The organism is Paenibacillus sp. FSL H3-0302 (assembly GCF_037982245.1).
Classification (GTDB): Bacteria; Bacillota; Bacilli; order Paenibacillales; family Paenibacillaceae; genus Paenibacillus_AQ; species Paenibacillus_AQ odorifer.
The window spans coordinates 2,145,214-2,164,293 of sequence record NZ_CP150284.1; the positions used below are offsets into that span (position 1 = coordinate 2,145,214).

16 protein-coding genes and 1 pseudogene are annotated in these 19,080 nt (G+C 45.6%); 9 read left to right on the plus strand and 8 right to left on the minus strand.

Features of this window, described 5'->3' with window-relative positions; genetic code table 11:
* Positions 1–60: 60 nt before the first annotated feature.
* Together MHH50_RS09320 and MHH50_RS09325 are read left to right on the plus strand one after the other, a co-directional pair.
* Positions 61–1,581, plus strand: coding sequence for a S8 family serine peptidase (locus MHH50_RS09320; RefSeq protein WP_081387797.1), 1,521 nt, complete (start codon positions 61–63; stop codon positions 1,579–1,581).
* 604 nt (positions 1,582–2,185) lie between these two features.
* A complete protein-coding gene (locus tag MHH50_RS09325) occupies positions 2,186–2,443 on the plus strand; it encodes an AbrB/MazE/SpoVT family DNA-binding domain-containing protein (protein ID WP_036684015.1) in 258 nt (85 codons plus the stop codon).
* 104 nt (positions 2,444–2,547) lie between these two features.
* Here MHH50_RS09325 and MHH50_RS09330 read toward each other — a convergent pair whose 3' ends face one another.
* Positions 2,548–3,057: a PadR family transcriptional regulator gene (locus MHH50_RS09330; protein WP_036684013.1), complete on the minus strand. Its 510-nt coding sequence runs from the start codon at positions 3,055–3,057 to the stop codon at positions 2,548–2,550.
* A 96-nt stretch (positions 3,058–3,153) separates the two neighbouring features.
* Positions 3,154–4,317: an ABC transporter permease gene (locus MHH50_RS09335; protein WP_339281887.1), complete on the minus strand. Its 1,164-nt coding sequence runs from the start codon at positions 4,315–4,317 to the stop codon at positions 3,154–3,156.
* 193 nt (positions 4,318–4,510) lie between these two features.
* Between MHH50_RS09335 and MHH50_RS09340 the strand changes: the two genes are divergently transcribed.
* The 3 genes from MHH50_RS09340 to MHH50_RS09350 are packed head-to-tail and all read left to right on the plus strand — an operon-like array spanning position 4,511 to position 5,750.
* Positions 4,511–5,236, plus strand: a complete 726-nt coding sequence (locus MHH50_RS09340; protein ID WP_340034227.1) for an HAD hydrolase-like protein — start codon at positions 4,511–4,513, stop codon at positions 5,234–5,236.
* Positions 5,229–5,399, plus strand: coding sequence for a hypothetical protein (locus tag MHH50_RS09345; RefSeq protein ID WP_340034228.1), 171 nt, complete (start codon positions 5,229–5,231; stop codon positions 5,397–5,399). Before MHH50_RS09340 ends, MHH50_RS09345 begins: the two co-directional genes overlap by 8 nt.
* 36 nt (positions 5,400–5,435) lie before the next feature.
* On the plus strand, positions 5,436–5,750 hold the full coding sequence (locus MHH50_RS09350; RefSeq protein ID WP_076304368.1) for a hypothetical protein: 315 nt from the start codon (positions 5,436–5,438) through the stop codon (positions 5,748–5,750).
* Positions 5,751–5,968: 218 nt separating this feature from the next.
* Here the strand turns inward: MHH50_RS09350 and MHH50_RS09355 are convergent.
* The 5 genes and pseudogenes from MHH50_RS09355 to MHH50_RS09375 form a co-directional block, all read right to left on the minus strand.
* Positions 5,969–6,394: pseudogene (locus MHH50_RS09355) on the minus strand (glutathione peroxidase); the annotation flags it as partial.
* Positions 6,395–6,783: 389 nt separating this feature from the next.
* On the minus strand, positions 6,784–8,316 hold the full coding sequence (locus tag MHH50_RS09360; RefSeq protein ID WP_076184258.1) for a DUF3502 domain-containing protein: 1,533 nt from the start codon (positions 8,314–8,316) through the stop codon (positions 6,784–6,786).
* 141 nt (positions 8,317–8,457) lie between these two features.
* Entirely contained in the window at positions 8,458–9,342 is an 885-nt protein-coding gene (locus tag MHH50_RS09365; RefSeq protein ID WP_038569639.1) for a carbohydrate ABC transporter permease, read from the minus strand.
* Positions 9,343–9,354: 12 nt separating this feature from the next.
* The gene (locus tag MHH50_RS09370) at positions 9,355–10,335 is read right to left on the minus strand and encodes an ABC transporter permease subunit (protein ID WP_340034229.1); all 981 of its coding nucleotides are present in this window, start codon (positions 10,333–10,335) and stop codon (positions 9,355–9,357) included.
* A gap of 321 nt (positions 10,336–10,656) precedes the next feature.
* Positions 10,657–12,900, minus strand: a complete 2,244-nt coding sequence (locus MHH50_RS09375) for a helix-turn-helix domain-containing protein (RefSeq protein WP_340034230.1) — start codon at positions 12,898–12,900, stop codon at positions 10,657–10,659.
* Positions 12,901–13,102: 202 nt separating this feature from the next.
* On the opposite strand from MHH50_RS09375, the gene MHH50_RS09380 reads away from it, so the two are divergent.
* Positions 13,103–14,668 (plus strand): glycoside hydrolase family 43 protein, encoded by a 1,566-nt coding sequence (locus MHH50_RS09380; RefSeq protein WP_076124862.1) that lies wholly within the window; start codon positions 13,103–13,105, stop codon positions 14,666–14,668.
* A 19-nt stretch (positions 14,669–14,687) separates the two neighbouring features.
* Positions 14,688–16,142 (plus strand): glycoside hydrolase family 28 protein, encoded by a 1,455-nt coding sequence (locus MHH50_RS09385; protein ID WP_076281030.1) that lies wholly within the window; start codon positions 14,688–14,690, stop codon positions 16,140–16,142.
* A gap of 7 nt (positions 16,143–16,149) precedes the next feature.
* On the opposite strand, the gene MHH50_RS09390 is transcribed toward MHH50_RS09385, so the two are convergent.
* Positions 16,150–17,031 carry an AraC family transcriptional regulator gene (locus tag MHH50_RS09390; protein ID WP_076281029.1) on the minus strand — a complete coding sequence of 294 codons (882 nt, stop codon included), beginning with the start codon at positions 17,029–17,031 and terminating at the stop codon, positions 16,150–16,152.
* A 73-nt stretch (positions 17,032–17,104) separates the two neighbouring features.
* On the opposite strand from MHH50_RS09390, the gene MHH50_RS09395 reads away from it, so the two are divergent.
* Entirely contained in the window at positions 17,105–17,995 is an 891-nt protein-coding gene (locus MHH50_RS09395) for a pectinesterase family protein (protein WP_076191130.1), read from the plus strand.
* Positions 17,970–19,034 (plus strand): alpha/beta hydrolase family protein, encoded by a 1,065-nt coding sequence (locus tag MHH50_RS09400; protein ID WP_254848713.1) that lies wholly within the window; start codon positions 17,970–17,972, stop codon positions 19,032–19,034. Before MHH50_RS09395 ends, MHH50_RS09400 begins: the two co-directional genes overlap by 26 nt.
* The last annotated feature ends 46 nt before the right edge of the window (positions 19,035–19,080 follow it).

A 19,080-nucleotide genomic window follows, 5' to 3' on the forward strand; every position in this document is an offset into this window, starting at 1 on the left:
CTGGGTCAATGGATTTGTGACCAATGAGGCGGTTTTATTTTTGTCGATCTGTAAAAGGAGATGATGAACATCGAAGCTAAAGTGAAAATTGCCGTGATTGATGATGGTATCAACGAATATTTGCTAGGTGAACCGGTTGTTCAACAGTTGATCTTCAATGAAGATTTCACAATAGACGCTTATACAATAGACAGTCCCGAAAGAATAACTCACGGCACCATCTGCGCAGGCATAATTAAGCACTATTATCCGGAAATCTATATGTATAGCTTGAAGATATTGTCTTCTACCTTAAGGGGAAATATCCAGAAGTTGTATAGTGCACTAGAATGGTGCGTTCAAAATGATATCCAAGTTGTAAATATCAGCTTGGGAAGCCATTGCTCAGCGGATTTATTAGAAACGCAGAGAGTTATAAACAAGGTTGCTGGTCAAGGCTTAGTTATTGTAAGTGCCGCAAGTAATCATAATTATATTACATATCCAGCTTCTTTTTCAAACGTTATAGGCGTTAAGAGAGAGGTAAGCAACACGCTGCACGAAGGGGAGTTTTATCTCAATGATAATATCATCGACGGTATAGAATTTACGGCTTTTGCTAGACATCATTTGAATGGTAAAGAGTGCAGCAACTCGAACAGCTTTGCCGCGCCCATGATTACAGCCAAAGTATGTGAACTCATTGGTAAATCTCACCTAACTAACTTGCAGCAAATAAAACTCATGTTGTCGAAAATGGCAAATAACTATAGGGACGATAAACACTTGTTTATTTGCTATGCTGACCCTGATTGGATAAGTGATATATTAGTATGCTATGTGAACGGAAAATGCAAATTGGACAATCTGAATCTTTGCGTTAACATACACGGTGAAATTGTCGTTCCCGCTGAGTCGGTTTATGATGCTGTTGATGCAGCCCTATTGGCTTACAATGAAAATATTGAGACTCTCGTTGTGATCAGCAGAGATCTTTACCCTGATGCTTATGTTGAATTACAGTGGATTGCTTCGAAATACAATAAAAATGTAGTGTTTATTGACAATTACCAAGGAAAAGATATGAACAAGATAGTTAACAATCAGTGTACTAACATTAAGTTATGGCATAGCTTATTCAAAATACACAACATTTACACACTTAACAGCACCCCGTTGCTGATCGAAGAGCCAATGGTTTCTATTTACATCCCTGCTGACACTGACTTTGAAGTTATTCTCTGGTTAAAAGGGCAATTTAAAAATAATAACTATAACAGTTATTTTGCATCGAATCACCCTATCGGAGTTTTATACGGAATAGACTATGTTCCTGAGACAAACTCAGCGCAGACATCTTCCTATTTTTCCTTAATTCTGAATAAGAAATCTTACGATATCGCGATATATGTCTTATATGGCTATGATATTTCGGATAAAATAGAAACGGATATTGAAATAGACATTGAACCATTAAACGGTTACTTTCAAGCAACTTTTGCTGTAAATGGCTTATGCCAGGAACGTATTATCAATATTAAACAGATTGATGAAACCTTTATCAGAGAACTATATAATTCTATAATTTATTTACTCTCTTAATGGGGGACAAAAATCATCAAACACTTAGAATACTCTCCATTAATAACTTCTTTGCTAGCCCCTCGTTAGTCGACTTCCGGATTCATCGTATTTACACTACAGTGATATCATCAGCCTTATATTTACATGAGGATTCGATACACACACTACTCATAGCGAATTTATTATTCCAATGATAGATCCTATTTAAGTTTGACTTACTAAACATCTGGGTAAATGACGGAGTAGCGTTCTTGCTAGTTTTCGACAATTTCCTACTTACTGTGATTGCGGATAAGCGGAGTGACAAGATTTACAAATAGATTAACGAAGGTATTTTAGGGTAGAATTGTCATCAAGTAGGGTTACATTCTGGGTGAATTTCGACATTCCAGAGAAGCCCCTATTTTTTTGTGTTCTGACATGGCTTCAAATCTTGGTGCTCAACAGATATCATACATTGTCGAAATTTTGTCGAATAATATCATATAATGTAGAAAAATAATTGACAGGAAATGAATAGAACTTTAGAATTAGGTAGTAGCGTAATCATTACTATCATATAGAAGCGTACATAGCTTTTAGCAAGAATGATTATAAATGTGACTTCAAGGGAGGATGTACGATGATGAAAGCAACAGGCATAGTAAGAAAAGTGGATGAATTGGGACGTATCGTAATTCCTATTGAACTGCGTAGAACAATGGGAATCGACATAAAAGACCCGCTCGAGATTTTTGTAGACGCTGAAAAGATTATCCTTAGAAAATATGAGCCAACTTGTATCTTCTCCGGAAGCTCAGAAAACCTGATCAATTTCAAAGGTAAAATGGTAAGCAAAGATGTTCTTGATGAACTTATTGCAAGCTTTGATAGAGCATAATCCATATACCACATATGATTTCAAAAAAAAGAACCGGTATTACAAGCACAAGATGTGCATGTAATACCGGTTCTTTTTTTATGGTGTACTTTCGAAAGCCGGTTTTATTTAGACTCTAGCACACTTTGGATTTTTTTGATAAAAGCATCATATTGTACGAGGCCTAGCTCCATGCACAACTTCTGGTAGGAAGATAACTTGTAATCTAGCTGGTTCAACTTCTGTTCCAGATCGTCGTACATTGCCTGCTTTTCTATCAATGCTTGCCGAAGCAGATTATCTATGTTCTCTTTGTCCGTCTTTTCCCCAAAATACAGGTGCATAAAAAAGTCAGAACGCAGAACATCTTTTTCGGCTGGTGATTGTAGATAAGCGTGGAACTGATCCAAGCCGGCAGAGGTAATGGTGAATACATTTTTGTCGGGTTTGCCTTCCTGTCGCACAGATTCTTTAGTGATCAGATTCAGCTTTTCCATCTTGCTTAGGGTAGGATAGATCGTGCCATAGCTGGCATCGAAGAAAAATGAGAAGTATTCCTCGAAATGTCGTTTTATCTCGTAACCAGAATGAGGTTTTTCGCTTAAAATCCCCAGAATAACATCTTGTATGTTCATAAATCATTGCCGCTCCTTTCTTTCACTTCCTACCATATCACAACTGCATATCGCTCTCAATTTGAAATGGCATAGCCGGAGTGGCAAACTGTATAATTACGCATTTACTGGCACGGGCTCTTGTTCTCGTGAGATCCGAGTTTCTTTACGGAGGAAAGTGACAAGTACGCTTAATACAGCAATTGTTGCCCCAATACAGAGTAAATAGAACATATCCTTCCATACCCCGTTACCCCCGATAACCAGGTCGAGCATACCATTAACTGCATAGTAAGCGGGCGAAAAGGGACCGATCCAGTTATAAAAAGGTGAAAGCACATCGCGTGGAATAGTTGCTCCGGACGCTAACATTTGCATGGAGAGAAGCGCAATATTTAGCCAGCCGCCAGCATCCCCGAGGAGCAGCAGACTAAACTGAGCAAGGATCATACAGGAGAGAATTACCGTGAACTCGAACAGCCACATAAGCAGAAAGCCACGATTAGAGTGGATACCGAGTGAGTTAACCATGATAGTTCCCACGAGTGAGATAAGCACAGCCGTTCCACCCATTATGACAAATCGGGCTGCAAAGCGATTCCATTTACTAAATTGTCCAGACAAGTTGGAGGAAGCTTTATGGAGATTCATCGCGAGTAACATAGCACCGGTAAATGAGGCGGTAACGATCATTAAGGGAACCATAGTTTGTGCAAAATTAGTTGTAGGGTTAATGATTTCGACGTTGGCGGAAATGCGGCTGCTTGCAGCACTTTTGATGATCTCCGCTTGTGCTTGCGGCAGATTCATAGCTTCCAAGGTGTGGCTTAGTGCTGAATTACTGCTTTGAGTGTTCATTGCTGCCGTGACTTTAAGTGCTACCGACTGCATCACATTGCTGACCATCTGCGGATTAGATTCATTTAAGAAGTAGTGGAGTTCAGTCTTTGCAGATGGATTACTGATCTGTCCAGTGAACCCTTGGGGAATATTGATAATCATGCGGATTTCTCTATGCTCAAGTGCTTCTTTTGCATTTTCTAGTTGGAGATCCTGTCTGGTTACGAACTGAAGTGATCCTGCAATCCCATCGACTATAGGCTGGGCATTTGTACCATCCTCATTAACAATAGCAATGGGCAACTGATCTACCCGATCCGTTACATGATCGTACCCTGTAATCCAAATTAAGCTGAAAAAAACTTGGAACAACAGTGCAGTTATAATTCCAATGATGGTAGCAGGCTGCTTGAGGAAGCGCATGATTAATTGATTTGACATGGTTATTTCTCCTTTATATTTCAAGTTGTAATATTACAGATTGAAATATAGCATAACGAAATATAAACTGCAACAGAAAAAGCTAAGAGTATGGACATTACAAAGCGATTTCATATATCATAGGGCTTGTACTGGAAATATCGCACAGATGAATGTCTTACCTGAAGCTGAACAGAATGGGGAGGAACAACAGATGAGTAACGAAGTACAAGGAACGGAACAAAACGTGGTTCATGCGAAACTGAACAAGCCAGAAGCGATTGTATTTGATATGGATGGAACATTGTTCCAGACTGAAAGTCTTTTATTGCCTGCATATCATAAAATGTTCGATATTTTGCGGGAAGAGGGACTATACGTAGGACCTACACCACCAGAAGAACGTATTCTAGGCTGCTTAGGGATGTTGCTGGCAGACATTTGGAAGAATGTTATGCCTGAAGCAGATGAAGCCGTGCACCGCCGGGCGGATGAATTGCTCCTGCAGCTGGAGATTGAAGGGCTTGAAGCCGGAGGCACACTACTGTATCCACAGGTGGTTGAGACACTGACAGCGCTTAAAGAGCGCGGAGTGAAGCTGTTTGTGGCTAGCAACGGGCTGGAGGATTACATTCACAGCATCGTTGTGGTGCATGAGCTTAAGGCGTTGTTCGAAGGCTTGTATAGTGCGGGAGGTCAAGGCACTGCGACTAAGACCGAGCTGCTACGTATTCTTTTGGATAATCATGGTATCAGCAGTGCCTGGATGGTTGGGGATCGTTCTTCTGATGTTCAGGCAGGTAAAGGAAATGGCCAGACCGTAATCGGCTGCGCCTATGCAGGCTTCGGACGTCAGGATGAGCTGAAGGGCTCTGATGTCATTATTACCTCCTTCGATGAATTGGTTGACTTATACGACAACGCAGCGATTAGTGAATAAGAACTTACGATGGGGAGTTTGCTTAGCTTACAAGCAAGCGCTTGATCACATAAGAGACAACCTTCTTGAAGAAGGTTGTCTTTTTATTGAAGACAAAAAGATGGTGCTTCAGTTGAAAGAAATCGGTATCGTCGTCAGGCAGCAAAGATATATACATAAATAAAGGGAGTAATCCGATAAAAAAATGGAGAGGGAAAATGTGGAAACCGAGAAGCGAGAAGCGAGCCAAGGGAGCATAAATATGATAATGAGTTTCTTTTTTATTGCTTTAAGTGCTGCGATTGGAGTGGGAATGTGGTTTTTAGTTATAGGTATAGTCTTTTCTATTGGTGGAGGGAGCCTATTTGTAACTCATTATGATTCCTTGTTTTTTTATAGTGCTGTTCTTTTGTTGTGCATTGTAAGTTATCTATGGTTTATAAAACATCTATTTGAAAAAAATTTGGAGCTATTGCTCCTTATCTGTGTGGGTACCACAATGCTCTTTTTTTTCCTTACAGGTTGGCTTAACTAATCATAGGGGGGGAGGACAGGCAATTCTTTATGTATTGCTGGTTATTGGCTTATATCTTATCTTATTAATACAATTTATTCTGACTTAATATTATTTAATCAAAGTAAGAAATGAAATTTAAATAACATAAAGGGTTCTAAATGTTTTGCATGCCCAATATGTAAACCCTTTAAGTTAAACTATCGTTCTCTGTGGGTTAAATTACCAATCGGATTCATTTAATTTAAAAGAAGTGACTCAATAAATGGCTCTATGTCAAAAGGTTCAGTCGTTGTTTCGTATCTACCGTATACATGACCGTTTCTATCGATTAAAAACTTCGAGAAATTCCACTTCATCCCATCGCCGGCATATATGTCCGGATACTTTTCCTGCAGAAAATCCTGCATCCATTTACCGCCTGATGTCTCAGTATCGAATCCTTGAAATGGTGCTTGCTGTGTTAGATATTGAAATAAAGGATGGGCAGACGGTCCCCTAACCTCAACTTTCTCAAATAATGGAAACTTAACTCCAAAGTTGCTCTCACAATATTCATGTACTTCTGAGTTGCTTTCTGGCTCCTTCTCGTTGAATTGGTTACAAGGAAAACCAAGTATTTCAAACCCTTGCTCATGGTGGATTTCGTAAAGTTTTTGAAGATCAGGTAATTGGCGAGAGTTATTATTATAAATAACATAATAGCGCTATAGGCGTTTATTGGTCTAATATATAATAGGAATAATATTTATAGTATTAACCTATAACGAGTATATCTCCACTATAAAATGCCGCTTAAATTTTTATTTTTGCGCTTTTAACCAATGAGCAGTTTCCCTCTTATCCTTCAAGTTACTTTGAAAATAATTCTAAGAGTATCAGCAACGAAAATTCCCCAAACGTAATCATTTTGATTGAATTATCCTGCTCGCCGTCGTATTGATTCAAGGTTGGCCATTATACCGCTTTCATCACGGTGTTCGAAGGCCAAAAGAAGCGTGCTCCTTAATGGAGACACGCTTCTTGACCGGGATGATAATTGCCGCGGCGGTGCTTACTGCTGCTTAGCGTACCATTCGGAAAATTGTTTCTGGTATTCAGCGATATATTTGTCTATTCCCGCTGCTTTTAGTCTGTCTAGCGCTTTGGGAAAGGCGGTGTCATAATCACTGAAGCCGCTGCCGATCGGAGCGAGGTATTCAGTGAATACGCCGTTCAGCTTCGTTTCTTCATTCTTGACGGGTGTATTGTCAAAGTTGAAGCCGGCACCTTTGGAAATGATGGCTCCATCGTCCCAAGCTTTATATTCTGCAATAAACTCGTCCGGTACCGTGTTGTCGAAACGCATGAAGTTTTTGTTCATCAGCAGCCAGTCAGGGATCAGCGAATCAGTGGTTATTTTGGTCAAACGCCCGTTTTCATCCAGCGTATAGTCTGTTCCTTCTATCCCGTAGGCGAACAAGTCGTACAGCTCCTGGTTTTTTTGCAGCAGATTGAAGAACATAATATAACGTTCAGGGTCTTTAGCTGCGGTGGAGACAAAAAAGGCGGTGCTGTAAGTGCCGCGGCTGATTTTTGGACGGCCGCTGCCGAGGAAATAGTTGACCAGTTTGGCATCAGGCACTGCTTGTGAGATGGTTGCCGCACCTTCGAATGGGCGTGCTGCTGTGCCGGCCCAGAACATCGCTTTTCCGGAGTTCCAGTCAGACTGCAGCTGTGGGACATTGGTGGCGGCATATTTTGGAATGATTCCTTTTTCATACCAGCCGTGCATTAGGTTCGCATAACTCTTGAACTCTTCGGTTTCAAACCAGCTAATAATTTGATCATCCTTCACAGACTCATCCAGGGCAATAAAATCATTTTGCCAATAGAGGTTTTTGTCCGTGTAATCATATTGTAGGAGTCTGCGTGCATCGGTGTTAGCGTACCCGATCAGTTCGGGATGAATGGCATGGACCTTATCATAGAACTGCTCTAATTCTCCCAGTGAAGTGACCTGTGTCATGCCGGCTTCTTCAAGCAAATCCTGTCTAACTAGCGCACTGTAGAATTCCGCAGAATTCGGTTTGTTGCCGACGGGGATCGCATACTGCTTGCCTTCTAGCTGAAAGGCTTTGAAGGAGGCCTCGTCCACATTTTTACTCAAATCAGCGGCTGCATCGGCATACGGAGTGAGGTCGGCATAAAGCCCCTTTGCCACAGATTTTACCATGTAATTGGCATCTGTATAAGTTGCGAAGTCTTCTCCCGTAGACAGCATTAAATCAGTTTTACCGCCGCCATATTCGGTCCAAGGAAGAAACTGAAATTCAACCTCAGCATTGATTTCTTTCTTAATAGTGTCGTAGAACGATGTCTTCGCTAGTTCCTTCATCCGGTTGGACTCATCCCCGTACAGCACAATTTTCAATTTGGCAGGAGCCAAGGCGCTGCCGTCTTTACTACCGCTATCCGTAGAGGAAGAGGTACCTTCATTTCCAGTTCCAGAACTAGGGGGAGCGCTTTCATTGTTGCCCTGAGCACAGCCACTTACCAAGAACACCGCAGCGAGGAGCAAACTTAACCAACCTTTTTTCTTTTTCATGATGAACCCTCCTGAAATAGAATCATAATGTTTGAGGCATCTATTGCAAAGGCCGTGCTCCCTTAAGTCCCATTGTACATCAAGAAGTAGGGGAGCATAAACCCGGTGCAACCGAACATAATATGGCATCCTTGCTGGAAATTAGCCTTTGACTGAACCTACGATAATGCCTTTGACAAAAAAGCGCTGGAGAAAAGGATATAATATGGCGATTGGCAAAACGGTCAGACAGGTCATTGCCATTTTGGCTGTCTCCAGTGGCGGTGCGATGATAGCTCCACCAACTTGAGCAGCATTGCCGGAAGCCAGGAACTGAATGTTCGCCATCATGTTGTACATCAAATATTGGATCGTATAGAGATCCTGATCGGATACCAGCATTAGTGGCAAATAGAAGTCATTCCAGAATTGCAGTGCGTAAAAGAGCGAGATGGTGACCAGTCCGACGCGGCCCAGCGGAATCATAATGCTGAAGAAGATCCGCAGATGTCCGGCACCATCGATTTGCGCAGATTCCACGATTTCATGCGGGATGCTGCGGAAATAGTTAGCCATGAGAAACATCAGAAAGACGCTTAGCACATAAGGGATGAACAGGCCGATGAGCGTATCGCCCAAATGATAATATTTGGTGCTAAGCAGATACCATGGCAGCGTTCCTCCGCTGAACAGCATTGTAAAATAGGCGAAGAAGGCGAAGAAATTTTTGAGCCGGAAGCTTTTAACGGAAATGACATAAGCGTAAGCGGTGGTCACCAATACGGCCGATACGGTACCCAGCACCGTAACGATCACCGACATGGAATACGCCCGCAGAATCTGCTGTGCCTTCGAGCCAAACAGGAATTCATAGGTTTCAAAGGTAAAGCCTCTGGGCCAGAACGAATAGCCTTCCGCGGCGATTCTGGATTCGGTAGATAAGGAGCCGGATACTGCCAGAATGAACGGCGCTAGACAGATTACGGAAAATACGGCAATACAGATGTAAAAGAAAATGAGCAGGCCTTTGTTTTCGGTAGTTTGCATCTTATCAGTCTCCTAAAATAGTTTGCTGTCTTTGTCATACCAGCCGGCTAATTTGTTGGCCACCAGCACCAGAATGAAACCAAAGATGGATTGATAGAGCGTGATGGCTGAAGCAAAGCCGAATTCTCCGGAACGGATGGCTGTGCGGTATACATACACATCGATAATGTCGGTAGTCGGCAGAAGCAACGGATTCAGGAACGTTACCCCCATAATCATACTGAGGTCGCCTTTCAGCATGCCCCCGATGCCCAGCAGCGTCATCAGAATGATCGACGGAATCAGCATTGGCACCGTAATTTTGGTGATAATCTGCCATCTGGAGGCACCATCGATTCTTGCAGCTTCATAATAGGAAGTGTCGATGCCTTGCAGCACCGCATAATAGATGATGGCACCGTATCCAGCGCTTTTCCAGATATTCGCTAGCACGAGAATGATTACGAACAGCCAAGGGCTGGAATACCAGTCAACCTGGGAGAAGCCGAATGTCTGGAGCAACTGGTTCATAATGCCTTTGTCGTAATCCAGCAGGGAGAACAGAATGGCTCCGATAATAATCCAGGAAATAAAATACGGGAAAAACATGACGCTCTGCGTGATTTTGATAAACCATTTGCTGCGCAGCTCATTTAGAATAATGGCGATGGCCACTGAAAAAAACGTGCCGGTTAGCATATACAGCGCATTTAACATCACCGTGTTACGTGTAGCCCTAAGAGAATCTTCCATACTAGAGAAGAAAAACTCGAAATTAGAGAAGCCGGCCCACGGGCTGCCGAAGATTCCGTCGTTGAAGTTGTAATTTTTAAAGACGAGAATCAGACCACTCATCGGCAGATAAGCAAAAAGAATTAGAATGATGATTCCCGGAAGAGCGAGCAAATAAAGCGAGCTGTCCTTCCTTAGGGATTTACGGAAGCTCTTGGCTTTGGCCGTCCTGATTCCCGGACTTGGCATTCCTTGTGTCTCCGATGTAGCTTCTTGCATCATTAACAGTCCACTCCTTTATACTAGCGTTGTCATTTCCGTCCCTTGTTTTAGGAGAACGCTTTACATGAAAATCATAAATCCACCCGGAATGTAAACGCTATCATAATAAACGGAAAAAAGTTAAAAAAAGCGGAAAAGGGCAGCTTAAAAAAACGAAAAAGACAGAACTTTTATGTTTTTAGGGTGCTCAAAAGCCTGATTTAAAGGGGGATTTCATAGTATAGGCCGGCGCGAGGGTTATTCATTGAAAGTCAAAAAGGGGATGTCTCCGGCTATGAAAATGCTGCCGGGACATCCCCTTTGTTCCTTACTTTTAGCGGGTCAATCAGGAAGATTCTGTTTCTGTAGAATATGATTCATTCTCCATTTAGAAGGTGTAACCCCATAACGCTTTTTGAACTGGGTTGTAAAATAGGTGCTGCTGTTGTAGCCCACTTTCTCGGCAATTTCCCGGATATCCAAGTCAAGCTCAGTGACTAATAACATCTGCGCCTGCTCCAGACGCAGCAGGTTAACGAAATCGGGAAAGCTGCAGTTTACTTCGTCGGCAATAAGTCTACTGAGATAAGCGGGACTTAGCGATAGCTTGTCAGCAAGGGCATTAAGGGAGAGCCTGGAGTCATCATAATGATCTCTGATATAACAAATGGCTTCACCAGCAATGCTCTTGGTCTGTACAGCGCTCATGCTGGCAATACGCTCGTGGGCGGTATAACAGCTGTCTACAATCCAATTCCATAGCTTGTCATAGCTTTGGATCTGCCAGATATGCTGGTAATTATCTAGAAAGCCGGAATGCTGGACGTCTGCATTAAGCTCAGCCGTGCGACTGAGCTCAAAGACCAGTCTCGATAAAGCGATGGTGGCAGGCTCGACGCGGTAACTGCAGGCTACTGCCAGCAATCTCTCCACTGCCTGCGGAATATGGTTCGAGAGTTCCGTCTGCTTAACGGCTTGCAGTACCGGTTGAAGGGCACTGTCGGGCATTGGGCTGCTGTTCAGGTGGATCGTATCATCGGCAAAGATGATGTTCTGCTGCACATGAAATTTAATATATTGCAGACTGTCCGCAGCCTCATTGTATTTAGCCCTCAGTAGGTTTAAATCATCCGTCAGCCCGCTGATTCCGAAGGCGCAGCAGGCTCCGGAAAGCTGTAGCTGAGCGGCGGTTTCTTCCCATTTGCCGCGGTACAAAGCGTAATCGCCGAAGCTGCCGCTGTGAAGCTCGCTCAGAATAAGTACAGCAGTGCCTTGATGCGGGCGGAAGGATTGAATGGCTGCAAGTTCACAGAAGGCATGTTCAATCTGTTGTATGTTTTCCTCAAAAGTATGCCGGAAGTCGGAGTCTTCAGGTTGTTCGGGCTCCAGAGCGGTCAGCACGCATACACAATATGCTCCCCCAGAAGCGGCTATGCTCATCAGGGGTGTCCCGCTGTTCTCCGGTGTTCTCTGCGGGGAAAGCAGCCACCGCATCAAGGCGCTATCATCGCTTTCTTTTTTTAGCTGCTCCAGCTTAACGCCAATCTGTTCGAGCTCCTGGCTTACGGTATCGAAATCGCCACCGGTTTTCAGCGCTTCTTCATTGCCAGATAGATGAGCGATATTGCCGAAGAGCCGGCCGATTGGCTTATACATCCGCCGCGAGATCAGGTTGGCGGTTATAGATGCGGCGGCAATCAAGGCCAAGCACAGGCCAGTCATCAGATTACGGGCATTGGAGATATCACGGATGCTATCCTTGTAGGAAGTCTCCGACACAAACCACAGCTTGTCCGCTGCAGAATATACATAGGTAATCAGCTGTGGCTCTTCACCTCCCTTATAGACAAAAGAGCCTCTTTCTGAGGTGGAGGACACCACCTGCTTTAACATGCCCTCTTCCAGAGGGATGTCAGATAATGCACTGTGCATGAGCACAGATGCTTTTCCGTCAAGCACAGCGTAACGGGTGGCTTCGCCTTCTTTTTGCGTAAACAGATTATTCTGCAGCTTTCCCAAATTGACGGTCAGTGCTACCGCACCATTATATTCGCTATTCACAAACGCCCGGTCATTATAAAACACGGTGAGCAGGGTAATGGGGGTACCGTTATTCAAGGTTGCCTCCCACAGAAACGGTGATTCAACAATGATGTTATCCCGCATTCTCGAGAATAGCTCCAGCTTGGATTCAGGGCTTAGCGGAAGGTTTTCGAACATGGCAACAGGCTCATCCACTCCCATGATGTAGGCGTTCTCCATATATTGGTTCACAACCAATGCTCCGCGGATTTGGCTTAAGGCACTGTACAACTGGTCGCTCCAGCTGGTATCGCCATTCATCATGAGCGCGTTGATGTTTGGATTCCTATAGAAGTCCATAGCGTAGTTCTGGACGATCTCTTCATAGTTTGTAAAAACGGTTTCAGTATTCACCAGTACATTTTGGTTCGCCTTGTTGACATTATCTATCGTAATATTCCGGTACCAATAAAAGATCACTACAGCCAGTACTAGAATACAGCAAACTGAAATCGCGGTTAGGCTCATAAAAAAGCGGGAGTACAATTTCTTTCTTTTTCCCAAGCTGCTCACCCCTTCAGGTAAATCCTATTACACCCATTCTAGAGGGAAAGGCTATTTGCTGACAAGGAGTGAAATATGGGCAATATAGCATGAAAGTATAAAAATGAAGAAATAGAACATAGAAAATACAAGAAAGTTAAACTTATACGAACTATAATTGGTGGTGCTTACATTTGAATTGTTTTGAGGAGGATTACTTTTAATGAGAACATTCCACAATCCAGTGCTGCCGGGATTTTATCCTGACCCTTCCGCTATCCGTGTTGGTGAAGATTATTATCTTGTGACTTCAAGCTTTGAATTTTTCCCAGGCGTTCCTATCTTCCACAGCAAGGATCTGGTCAATTGGCGCCAGCTTGGCCATGTACTGGACCGCCCGTCCCAGCTCAATCTGGATCACTCGATTCCCTCCATGGGTATTTGGGCACCGACGCTCCGCTATCATGAGGGAGTTTTCTATATGATTACCACTTTTATTGACAATGACAAGAACCAGCATAATTTTTATGTAACAACAACCGATCCGGCCGGAGACTGGTCTGACCCTGTATGGCTGGAGGATGCACCCGGTATTGACTCCTCTTTGTTCTTCGATGAAGACGGCAAGGTGTATTATACCGGCAACCGTGTTCCGCCGGAAGGGCAGGATTATCCGAAGCATATGGATATCTGGCTGCAGGAGATTGATCTCAGCCAAGGGAAGCTAATCGGTCCGAAGCATAGTATTTGGCAAGGCGCACTCAAGGTAGCTCATGCGCAAGAGGGACCGCATATTTATAAGATCGGCGCTTGGTATTACGTGCTGATTGCCGAGGGCGGAACCGGGCATACTCATGCGATTACGATTGCCAGAAGCAAGAGTGTGACCGGTCCTTATGAGGGCCATAAAGCCAATCCGATTCTGACGCATCGCCATCTTGGCAGAGCGTATCCTATTGTTAATGTGGGTCATGGAGAGCTTGTGGAGACTCAGCATGGTGACTGGTGGATGTTCTGCTTGGCTTCACGAACCAGCGGTGGTTATTACCGCAATCTGGGACGTGAAACCTTCCTGACACCGGTAATTTGGGAGAATGAATGGCCTGTGGTCAATCCCGGTAAAGGGGTGCTGGAATTTGAGACGGAGGCTCCGGATTTGCCAGAGACAAAATGGCCGGAATTGCCTGCGCGCGATGAGTTTATAGGTAATGAGCTGGCACCGATCTGGAATTTCCTGCGGACACCGCGGGGTGAATTCTGGAGTCTCACCGACAAGCCTGGAGTTCTACGGCTTCGCCTGAAGCCAGAACGGCTCTCGGAGATTGCCAATCCATCTTATATCGGTAGACGCCAGCAGCATTTGAGCTTCAGAGCGGCGACTGACATGACGTTTAGTCCCGCTGCAGAAGGGGAAGTAGCTGGTCTTGTTCTCCTCCAAAATGCGGATCACCACTTCCGTTATGAACTGGGGCTAGAGGCAGGCGAACGTGTATTACAGCTGATTCATCGGATGGGTGGCAGCGAGCAGCTGCTGGCGTCAGTGCCCTATCTACAGGATCAGGTACAGCTTAAGGTGGAAGCCAGAGGACAAGAGTATAGCTTCTATTACAGAGCTTCTGAAGCCGCCAAGTGGACAGCCTTCTGTGAACGGACGGATGGCAGAGTGCTCAGCACCGATCTGGCCGGAGGATTCACAGGAGCATACCTCGGGATGTACACAAGCTCTCAAGGCGCAAAGAGCGAAAGCTATGCCGATTTCGACTGGTTTAGCTATGAAGGACTTGAGTAATAGGAGGAGGTGAAATTCAATGAGCAGCAATCTTGTAACTAACACGTATCCGATTCCCGAGCTTCCCCAGATTCCCGAACGGACTTTTGCAATCACGGATTATGGGGCAGAAGAGGGGGGATTAACGCTATGTACCTCTGCTATTCAGGCTGCACTGGATGCCTGCGCTTCGGCGGGAGGCGGAAAGGTTGTTATTCCCGCTGGCATCTGGCGCACAGGACCCCTTACTTTACGTAGTCGAATTAATCTGTATGTAGACAAGGGAGCGTTGGTGCAGTTTGACCCTGATCATACCTTGTATCCGTTACTTTCTTCCCATTATGAGGGGAATGCCGGCTGGCGCTGTCAGGCTCCGCTCGATGGAGAAGCTTTAAGCGATGTGGCAATAACCGGTGAGGGGATATTCGACGGCAGTGGCGAAGGCTGGCGCCCAGTGAAGCGGTTTAAGATGACCGAGAAGCAATGGGAGCGTTTGATCGAATCTGGAGGAGTGCTTGATCCGCAGGGCGAAGTATGGTGGCCTTCCCGGGAAGCCATGGAAGGTGAGGACTTCTGCCGGAAGCTGTGGGACAAGGGAGAAACTAGTATGGAGGCTTATCTGCCTGCTCGTACGTATCTTCGTCCGACGTTGCTTAGCCTGCGCAATTGCCGGCGGGTGCTGCTGGAAGGGCCGACCTTCCAGAATTCACCTGCTTGGTGTCTTCATCCCATTGGCTGCGAGCAGATTACCGTACGAAATGTTCAGGTACGTAATCCTTGGTATTCGCAGAATGGGGATGGCCTTGATTTGGAATCCTGCACGCATGCTCTAGTTGAGCACAGCAGCTTTGATGTGGGTGATGACGCCATCTGTCTCAAGTCAGGCAAGGATGAGGAAGGCCGTAAGTGGGGAATGCCCTGTCAGTATATTACCATCCGGAATTGCACGGTATATCACGGACATGGAGGCGTTGTGATCGGCAGCGAGATGTCCGGAGGTGTCCATGCAGTTCGAGTTAGCGACTGCCTGTTCATCGGCACGGACATTGGCCTGCGGTTCAAAAGCACCCGGGGAAGAGGCGGTGTGGTGGAGGATATTGTAATGGAGAATATCAACATGACTGGCATCATCCATGAAGCTGTATCCTTTCATATGTTCTATGCAGGGGTTGAAGGATCGGAAGGGTATGACGAGCAGTTATTTTCGGTTACAGAGGAAACTCCGCAATTTCGGAAGATTACCCTGAAGAATATTGTGTGCCATGGTGCGGCAACCGCTCTACTGGTTAACGGGCTGCCGGAGATGCCGCTTGCTGATCTAACCATCGAAAAATTCCACGCAGTGAGTGATCGGGGAATTGTGCTGCGGCATGCCACGGGGCTCACGCTGGATCGTATCCGGTTGCAGACTTCGGAAATGCCGAAGATAACAGCGCATAGATGCAGCCACGTCACGCTCACTCATTCCGAAGATTTGACGATTACAGATAGATAAAAAAATTCTATGGATGATGGAAATCCGTCTTGAACTTCCGTGGGTGTGACCTTGCTTCTTTTCGGTATTGGAGCGGGGTCAAACCGGTTGATTTTTTGAATGTTTTATTGAAATGGGAAAGATGTTCAAATCCGACAGCGGAGGCGATCTCCTGGATTTTGCCTGTAGATCCGACAAGCAGCCGTTCGGCTTCCCTTACGCGGACATGAACGATGTATTCCCGAAAGTGAAAACCCGTCAATCGGTGAAATACACGGCTCAAGTATGAAGGACTAATGTAAAAATTACTCGCAGTCTCTTCCAGAGTAAGGGCCTCACGGTAGTGATCACGGATATAGGTGGCTACATCCGTTACTAGATGATGGAGCGGATGTTTCGTCCCTCCAGCTTGTGAGATACTCTCTGAACGCTGGAGGAGAATCATCAGCTCGGAGAATAAAGCGATTACGATGGTTTCGTAATACGGGCGCTGCAACCGGCATTCTTCCAGCATCCGGTTCATTAGAATTTCCGCTTCGTCCTGCTCGCGCAGGGTCAGCTTGAACAAGCGGTACCCGCGGTCATGAAACCAGATGGCTTCATTCTGCAGGGATGGCGGTAGAAGAGCAGGATCATAGTTGATCAGAATCCGCTCGAATTCGGCTACTTCCGAGCTTGCTGTGGAATGAAGCTCCCGGCCGGAGATAAGAATAAGCTCACCCTTATGAACCGTAATGACTCGGTCGTCCACAAAGTATACCCGCTCCCCTTGTATCAGATAGTACAGCTCGGCTAAGTCATGGCTGTGGGGACGTGGCATAGCAGTGATGCCTTTACGTTTCATATGCTGGATGCTGTAGCGGTCTTCTTCAATATGATATTTGTGATTGGGGCTAGTCAGGCTAGTCATAATTCTCCTCTTCTCTTACGAAGCGTTACGGTTATTATAGAATAAACTCAGGTTGATAGGAAAGGAGCCGCAGATGTTAATTACAGTCTCTAAGAGTGTCGACGAAGGATTCAGTAGTTTACAGGCAGCGTTGGATTCAATTCCACAGGAACACAAGGAAGAAGTGACGATTCGGATCAAACCCGGCATTTACGAGGAAAAAATTACAGTGAAACAGGGAACGCCTCCGGTTCTGCTACTGGGGGAAGACACGAATTCCACCATCATTACGTGGTCAGACAACGCGCACACTTTAGGTCCGGACGGAGAGCCGATTGGCACATTCAAATCCGGTACCCTGAATGTATTCGCTGAGCATTTCACCGCTGAAAATCTGACCATTCGAAATGCATCAGGTCCCGGCACTGGCCAGGCGGTGGCTGCTTTTGTTGATGCTGGTCATGCTGTATTCCGGCGTGTACGCCTGCTGGGTGATCAGGATACTTTGTATACAGGGCAAGGAAAGCAATATTATAACGAATGTTACATTGAAGGCGATGTGGATTATATTTTTGGCGCGGCTACGGCTTTGTTTGAACGTTGCCGGCTGCATAACAAACGTTCCAGAGGATATATTACAGCCGCATCAACGCCTGAAGGCGCACCGTTTGGTTATGTATTCCTCGATTGTGAAATTACTGGCGGTCAAGGTGTAAGTGAAGTGTATCTTGGCCGACCTTGGCGCCCTTATGCACATGTGGCTTTTATCCGCACGGTCATAGACAGTTCGATTATCGGCGAAGGCTGGCATAATTGGGGGCAGCCGGACAGGGAGGAAACTAGCCGCTATGAAGAATATGGCAGCAGTGGACCGGGAGCCAATCCCGAAGCCAGAGCTGCATGGTCACGGCAGCTGATTCCACAGGAAGCTGCGGAGTATAGGGTGCTGACCGTGCTTGATGGCTGGCATCCTGAAGGATATTAAGGAAGGAGCACTTCGGATGGAGCCTCTGGAACAATACATGAAAGAACTAGCTGGTTCAGCTCAACGCAACTCGGCTTTCAGCAAAGACATACCCTTTCAGCAATGGCGTGATGAGCTTAGCACAGCATTTACGAAGCGGTTAGGTGGCTTTCCAGAAATAGCTGAGGAGCTGCAACCGGTTCTGCTGGAACGAACCGTCTGCTCCGGGTATACCCGTGAACGTATAGAGATAACTACCTATGAAGGGTTGCGCATGCCGCTGTATCTTTTGATCCCGGATCAGCCGTTCTCTACCCCTGTTCCTGCCGTTCTTGCCATTCATGGACATGGCTATGGAAGCCGGGAGATCGTAGGCTTGAACCCGGACGGATCGGATCGGCAGGGAGATCCAGGGCTGCACAAAGACTTCGCTGTTTCACTGGTAAAACAGGGCTTTGTAGTGGCAGCCCCGGAGCTGCTCGGCTTTGGGGACAGACGATTGGAAGAAGACCTAACAAGCGGGGAGCCTGGACGTAATTCCTGCTTCCGCCTGTCATCCGCATTGTTGATGGTTGGGAAGACAATGGCCGGCTACCGTATCTACGAAACCATGCGGGCACTGGATTATTTGCAGACAAGAAAAGAAGTTAAGGATGAACGAATTGGAATTATGGGTATTTCCGGCGGGGGACTGGTGGCTGGCTTCACAGCTGCACTTGACGAACGAATCGCTTGTGCGGTCGTAAGCGGGTATGCCAATACTTTCGCAGACAGTATTCTGACACGCAATCATTGCCTTGATAATTATATTCCAGGGATTTTGCTGGAAGCGGAGATGCCTGACCTACTGGGCCTCATTGCCCCTCGTGGCCTGTTCCTCGAATCGGGAGATGCTGATCATCTGTTTGGCCCGCGCGGAACAAAATTAGCTTTAACCCAGTTGCAGACGATTTACAGGTCGGCGAATCATATCGGACAGGTAGAAGCGGACTTCTTCACCGGAGGTCATGAGATTCATGGTGAACCAGCCTTTGCCTGGCTGCGCAAGCAGCTCAACTGAGCATAAGATTAGACTTCATATGGATGACAAACGAAGGAGGAATAAG

Excerpts from the sequence above, each read along its gene's own strand:
- MHH50_RS09390 (WP_076281029.1), bottom strand. The coding sequence starts at position 17,031 with ATGACTAGCCTGACTAGCCCCAATCACAAATATCATATTGAAGAAGAC.
- MHH50_RS09395 (WP_076191130.1), top strand. The coding sequence starts at position 17,105 with ATGTTAATTACAGTCTCTAAGAGTGTCGACGAAGGATTCAGTAGTTTA.
- MHH50_RS09325 (WP_036684015.1), top strand. The coding sequence starts at position 2,186 with ATGATGAAAGCAACAGGCATAGTAAGAAAAGTGGATGAATTGGGACGT.
- MHH50_RS09335 (WP_339281887.1), bottom strand. The coding sequence starts at position 4,317 with ATGTCAAATCAATTAATCATGCGCTTCCTCAAGCAGCCTGCTACCATC.
- MHH50_RS09330 (WP_036684013.1), bottom strand. The coding sequence starts at position 3,057 with ATGAACATACAAGATGTTATTCTGGGGATTTTAAGCGAAAAACCTCAT.
- MHH50_RS09365 (WP_038569639.1), bottom strand. The coding sequence starts at position 9,342 with ATGCAAACTACCGAAAACAAAGGCCTGCTCATTTTCTTTTACATCTGT.
- MHH50_RS09360 (WP_076184258.1), bottom strand. The coding sequence starts at position 8,316 with ATGAAAAAGAAAAAAGGTTGGTTAAGTTTGCTCCTCGCTGCGGTGTTC.
- MHH50_RS09320 (WP_081387797.1), top strand. The coding sequence starts at position 61 with ATGATGAACATCGAAGCTAAAGTGAAAATTGCCGTGATTGATGATGGT.
- MHH50_RS09400 (WP_254848713.1), top strand. The coding sequence starts at position 17,970 with ATGGCTGGCATCCTGAAGGATATTAAGGAAGGAGCACTTCGGATGGAG.
- MHH50_RS09340 (WP_340034227.1), top strand. The coding sequence starts at position 4,511 with ATGAGTAACGAAGTACAAGGAACGGAACAAAACGTGGTTCATGCGAAA.
- MHH50_RS09380 (WP_076124862.1), top strand. The coding sequence starts at position 13,103 with ATGAGAACATTCCACAATCCAGTGCTGCCGGGATTTTATCCTGACCCT.
- MHH50_RS09385 (WP_076281030.1), top strand. The coding sequence starts at position 14,688 with ATGAGCAGCAATCTTGTAACTAACACGTATCCGATTCCCGAGCTTCCC.
- MHH50_RS09370 (WP_340034229.1), bottom strand. The coding sequence starts at position 10,335 with ATGATGCAAGAAGCTACATCGGAGACACAAGGAATGCCAAGTCCGGGA.